Genomic DNA, 5,142 nt, shown 5'->3' on the forward strand with positions numbered 1-5,142 from the left:
CGGCGAGAGCTCCACCACAACGCGATCCTCGGGGAGGATGCGGATGTAGTGCTGGCGCATCTTGCCGCTGATGTGCGCGAGAACCTTGTGGCCGTTGGCCAGCTCCACGCGGAACATCGCGTTGGGAAGTGCCTCTACTACGGCGCCTTCCATCTCGATGACGCCTTCTTTTTTCGCCATAACCTCTTCTTTGTGTCGCTTTGCTTCTGATGTAGCTCGTCGGCCGATCGACCCGTTCTGGCGCACCCCAGCGAAGCCGCCTGAGCGGTGACCACGGCATGGGAATGCAGACCTGAAAAGGCCGACTCTCGATTCTACGCTTACCCGGGCGGCAGACTCAAATCCGCCCCGTCACGACAGGCCCGCGACCGCCGCCTGGGCAACCTGGTCGACCAGCGCGACACCACTGTCGAAGCTGACGTTGCCGTCCGACAGCACCGCGACGAGGTACGTGTGACCGCCGGCCTCGATCTCGCCGATGCTCGTGACGTCCCACAGCCCGGTCGCCGACCGCTGCAGGTAGCCGACCTTGAGCGCTGCGTCGTCGGCGTCGTCCGCGGCGGCGGAGACGCCGAAGTTCTGCTCGTCGACGACGTTCGACATGAGCCCCCGCACGTACGCCCGGGAGTCGGCGCTGAGCGCCGAGTCGGCGCCGAAGACCACCCGGAGGAGCTTCAGCTGATCGGTCGCCGTGGTCTGGGTGAGGCCCCAGTAGCCGTTCGACCCGATCACGGTGTCGGTAAGCCCGATGACGTCGTTGAACGCCTCGAGGCCCGCCTTGCCGCCGACCGCGTGGAACAGCGTGGTCGCGGCGTCGTTGTCGCTGCGCTCGATCATCGCCGTCGCCAGTCTCTGCTCGGAGGCGGTGAGCGTACGCCCGTCCTGCTCGGCCCGGTGGAGCAGCGCGGCGAGGATGTCGACCTTGACGATGCTCGCGGTGTCGAACGACCCGTCGCCGTACGTCAGGGTCTCCCCCGTGCCGACCTCGACGGCCGCGACGGAGAACGACGCATCGGTGGCGATCGCCTCGAGCGCTGCCGTCGAGGGCTCGACCGGCTCGGTGGTGCCGGTCGTGGCCGCCGGCGTCGCGGTCGTCGTTGCCGCCGGTGCTGTCGCGGCGCTCGAGTCCTGCGATGCCAGCGTCAGCCCGGCGACCACCACGAGGGCGCTCACGAGCAGGCCCACGAGCCAGTACGCGGACGATTTCGCCATGCCGAGGACGCTAGGCATCGCGCTGTTTCCTGTCGGTTTCCACGACAGCGACGCTATGAACCCGGGCTGGGCAACCCCTCGACGTCAGGTGTCAGCACGCTGTGAAGAGCATTCCAGACGGTCTCGGCCAGCAGGCTCGCTCAGGCCGGTGGGCTGAACTCGGACTGGCCGGGGCCGTAGCGCTCGATCAGCCGGGACAGCACGATCGCGGTCTCGGTGTGGTCGATGTTGTCGGTCTCGATACGTACGCGCTCCAGCGCCCGCTCGAGATCACGGACGTCCTTGGCCACGATGTGCAGGATCGCGTCGGCGGCACCGGACACCGTCGCCGCCGCATGCACCTCCGGCACCCGGCTGAAGGCGGCGCGCAGCTCATCGGGCGAGATCGTGCCCTTGCAGTGCACCTCGACGTACGCCTCGGTGCTCCAGCCGACCAGGTCAGGGTCGAGCACGGCGGTGAACCCGCTGATGACGCCGTCGGCGAGCAGGCGGTCCATGCGCCGCTTGACGGCGGGGGCCGACAGGCCGATGCGGTCGCCGATCGTGGCGTAGCTCGCACGTCCGTCCTCGAGCAGGCAGCCGATGAGCTTGCGATCCAGGTCGTCCATTCGCACAGTATTGCAAGAATCTGTCGCGGAATCACAAATGACGCAACAAATCGCTGGGTGGATCAACGGTTTCTGATTCGTTGCTCCGCCCATGGCGGCTCTAGCATTGATTCATTGCGTAAGAGCTCACCCCTGGAGGCATACGTTGACTGTTCTCGACACTCGCACCGTCACCCGCACCGCTGCCCCGCACGTCCGGAAGTCGAGAACTCGCCACTACCTGATGTGCACACCGACGCACTTCGAGGTCACCTACGCGATCAACCCCTGGATGGACACCGCCAATCCGGTCAACGTCAAGCGCGCGCACCTGCAGTGGGAAGTCCTGCGCAACACCTACCTGAGCCTCGGCCACCGCGTCGACCTGATCGAGCCGATGCCGGACCAGCCCGACATGGTGTTCGCCGCCAACGGCGGCCTCGTCGTCGGCGGTCGTGCGTACGGCGCCAAGTTCCGCTTCCCCGAGCGGGCCGCCGAGGGTCACGCGTACGCGACCTGGCTCCGCCTGTCCGGCGTCAGCGTCGCCGAACCCACCCACACCAACGAGGGCGAGGGCGACTTCCTGGCGCTCGGCTCGATGATCCTCGCCGGCACGGGGTTCCGTACGTCCCTCGCGGCGCACATCGAGGCCGCGGAAGCGATCGACCGGCCCGTCGTCTCGCTCGAGCTCGTCGATCCTCGCTTCTACCACCTCGACGTCGCGATCGCCGTCCTGGACGACGGCAACGGTGACTCCCCGGCCGAGATCGCCTACTACCCCGGCGCGTTCAGCAAGCACAGCCAGCGCACCCTGCGTGACCTGTTCCCTGACGCCGTGATCTGCTCCGAGGCCGACGCCCGGGTGCTCGGCCTCAACGCCGTCAGCGACGGCCATCACGTCGTGCTGCCGTCCGCCGCGACGGGCCTCGCCGCCTCGCTCAAGGAGCGCGGATACTCCCCCGTCCCGGTGGACCTGAGCGAGTACATCAAGTCGGGCGGCAGCGTGAAGTGCTGCACGATGGAGCTTCACCGCTAGGTCGGACGCAGGGGCCGGGCCCCGTCGACCGCGGTTTTCACGTCATTCCAGTCACACGAGCCCCACCAGTCACGTAAGGTAACGGCGTGTCGCGCGTCCGGATCCTCCTCGTCATGCTATTTTGCGCTGCCTTCCTGGTGCCGACCTCCGCCGCTCAGGCCAGTTCCACGGTGCTCTGCACGGGCTACTCGTCGTGCAGCGACAGGGGCTACTCCCACTACGGCTACGCGACGCACAAGTCGACGAGCTACTGGCGGATGTACACCGGCACCAACTGCACCAACTACGTCGCCTACCGCCTCGTCACGACCAACGGCATGCCGAACGTCCGGCCCAATTCCGGCGTGGGCAATGCCCAGGACTGGGGTTACGCGATGGCCTCGGTCACCAACTCGACGCCCGCGCTGGGATCGGTCGCCTGGTGGGGCAAGACCGGCCACCACGTCGCGTACGTCGAGAGGATCGTGTCCTCGAGCGAGATCTGGGTCTCGGAGTCCAACTGGAGCGGAGCCTTCGACTGGCGCAAGATCACCAAGTCGGGCTCTGGCTGGCCCGACGGCTTCATCCACTTCAAGGACCTCAAGATCGTCAACAACATCCGGCCGTCGTTCAGCGGCACGGTCAAGGTCGGCGGCGCCCTGACCGCATCCGGTGGCGACTGGACGCCCAAGGGCAACACGTACGTCTACCGGTGGCGCGCGGACGGCGTGAACATCACCGGCGCGGTCGGCAGGTACTACACACCGACGTCCGCGCAGCTCGGCAAGCAGCTGTCGGTGTCCGTGACGGCCTCCCGCCCGGGCTGGCCGACGGCGCGGGCCTACTCCGTCTCGAAGACGGTCGCCCCCGGAACCCTCAGCGCCACGACCGCCCCGACGATCAGCGGCACACCTCGCGTCGACTCGACCCTGACGGCGACGAAGGGCACCTGGTCGCCCACCGGTGCGACGTACCTCTACCGATGGAGGCTCGACGGAACGCCGGTTCCGGGCGCCACCGGCACGACCTTCACACCCGGTCCCGCTGACGTCGGACGCCAGGTCTCCGTGACGGTCACGGCCTCGAAGACCGGCTACGCCAGCGTCTCGTCGACGTCCGCCCCGACCGCCGTGGTCGCGCCGGGCCTCCTGAGCGCGACCACGAAGCCGGCGATCTCGGGCCTCCCGAAGGTCGGCTCGACCCTCACCGCACAGCCCGGCACGTGGTCGAAGCCCGGCCTGGCGTACACCTACCAGTGGTTGGTCGGCGGCACGGCCGTCAGCGGTGCCGAGGGCCCGACGTACGTGCCGCGCGCCGCGGACATCGGCCTGCCGGTGACGGTCAAGGTCACGGCCCGCCGAGACGGCTACGCCACGACGACGGCGAGCTCGGCGCCGACCGGCAACGTCGTGCGGGGCACGTTCGCGCTCAGGTCACGGCCCACCATCACGGGCAGCCACACCCGCGTCGGCTCACGGCTGACCGCCTCGACGGGCGCATGGTCACCCGCCGGAACGTACGCCTATCAGTGGTACGCCGACCGTGTCCCGATCACGGGCGCGACGGGCTCGTCGTTCATCCCGAGGAGTCGTGATCTGGGCGCGCGGATCCAGGTGCGGGTCTACGCCCGCAAGGACGGCTTCGTGACGAACTCGGCGCTGTCCTACAGCACCGCCGAGATCGGCTACGGGCGCATCCTGAGCCAGACCGCTCCGACCATCACCGGCTTGCCGCGGCTCGGCTCCACGGTGTCGGTGTCGCCGGGTCAGTACACACCGCCCGGCGCGACCGTGCGCTACCAGTGGCTGCGCGACGGCAAGGTGCTGACCGGAGCCACCGGCCGCTCGCGCCGCATCACCGTCGGCGACCTGGGGCACAGGCTGTCGGCCCGGGTCCGGTTCTCGGCCTCCGGCTACACGACGCGGACCGCCACCACCGCCGAGACCGGCTGGGCCAAGGCGAGGTCGACCCTCAGCGTGTCGGCCGCGCCGGGCGCCCGTCGCGTCACGTTCACCATCCGGGTGGCCGCCGCGGGCATCGCGGCGCCCGACGGCACGGTCCGGGTCCGCTTCGCCGGCGACCAGTACCGCGACGCCACGGTCGTGGATGGCCGGGCCACGCTGACACTGACCGGCCAGGCCTCCGGCGTGCAGACGTACGACTTCACGTTCCGTCCCACGGCGACCGTGACGTCGGCGACCTTGAGCAAGACCGTCACGATCGGCTGAGCCGGGTCAGGCCGCGGAGTCGAACACGACCTTCCACCGGTCGCCGACCTTCTGCACGTCGTACGACTCGGTGGGATAGCCATTGCCCCAGGTGATGCTC

General features: G+C 68.7%; 5 protein-coding genes. 2 read left to right on the forward strand and 3 right to left on the reverse strand.

Features of this window, described 5'->3' with window-relative positions; genetic code table 11:
• From infA to V6M46_RS18365, 3 genes are all read right to left on the reverse strand, one after another.
• On the reverse strand, window positions 1–180 hold a 180-nt coding region (infA, locus tag V6M46_RS18355; protein ID WP_332667753.1), incomplete at its 3' end, for a translation initiation factor IF-1.
• A 171-nt stretch (window positions 181–351) separates the two neighbouring features.
• Complete coding sequence (locus tag V6M46_RS18360; RefSeq protein WP_332667755.1) at window positions 352–1,212, reverse strand: serine hydrolase; 861 nt, start codon at window positions 1,210–1,212, stop codon at window positions 352–354.
• 140 nt (window positions 1,213–1,352) lie between these two features.
• On the reverse strand, window positions 1,353–1,820 hold the full coding sequence (locus V6M46_RS18365; RefSeq protein ID WP_332667757.1) for an Lrp/AsnC family transcriptional regulator: 468 nt from the start codon (window positions 1,818–1,820) through the stop codon (window positions 1,353–1,355).
• 145 nt (window positions 1,821–1,965) lie between these two features.
• Between V6M46_RS18365 and ddaH the strand changes: the two genes are divergently transcribed.
• Entirely contained in the window at window positions 1,966–2,835 is an 870-nt protein-coding gene (gene ddaH, locus V6M46_RS18370) for a dimethylargininase (RefSeq protein ID WP_332667759.1), read from the forward strand.
• Between the two features lie 113 nt (window positions 2,836–2,948).
• Window positions 2,949–5,042 carry a CHAP domain-containing protein gene (locus V6M46_RS18375; protein WP_332667762.1) on the forward strand — a complete coding sequence of 698 codons (2,094 nt, stop codon included), beginning with the start codon at window positions 2,949–2,951 and terminating at the stop codon, window positions 5,040–5,042.
• Window positions 5,043–5,142: the final 100 nt, after the last annotated feature.

The sequence above is a fragment of the Aeromicrobium sp. genome (genome assembly GCF_036676885.1).
GTDB lineage: Bacteria > Actinomycetota > Actinomycetes > Propionibacteriales > Nocardioidaceae > Aeromicrobium.

What these genes read in the sequence shown, in the direction of transcription:
- V6M46_RS18375 (WP_332667762.1), top strand. Translation starts at nt 2,949, where the DNA reads ATGCTATTTTGCGCTGCCTTCCTGGTGCCGACCTCCGCCGCTCAGGCC.
- V6M46_RS18360 (WP_332667755.1), bottom strand. Translation starts at nt 1,212, where the DNA reads ATGGCGAAATCGTCCGCGTACTGGCTCGTGGGCCTGCTCGTGAGCGCC.
- V6M46_RS18365 (WP_332667757.1), bottom strand. Translation starts at nt 1,820, where the DNA reads ATGGACGACCTGGATCGCAAGCTCATCGGCTGCCTGCTCGAGGACGGA.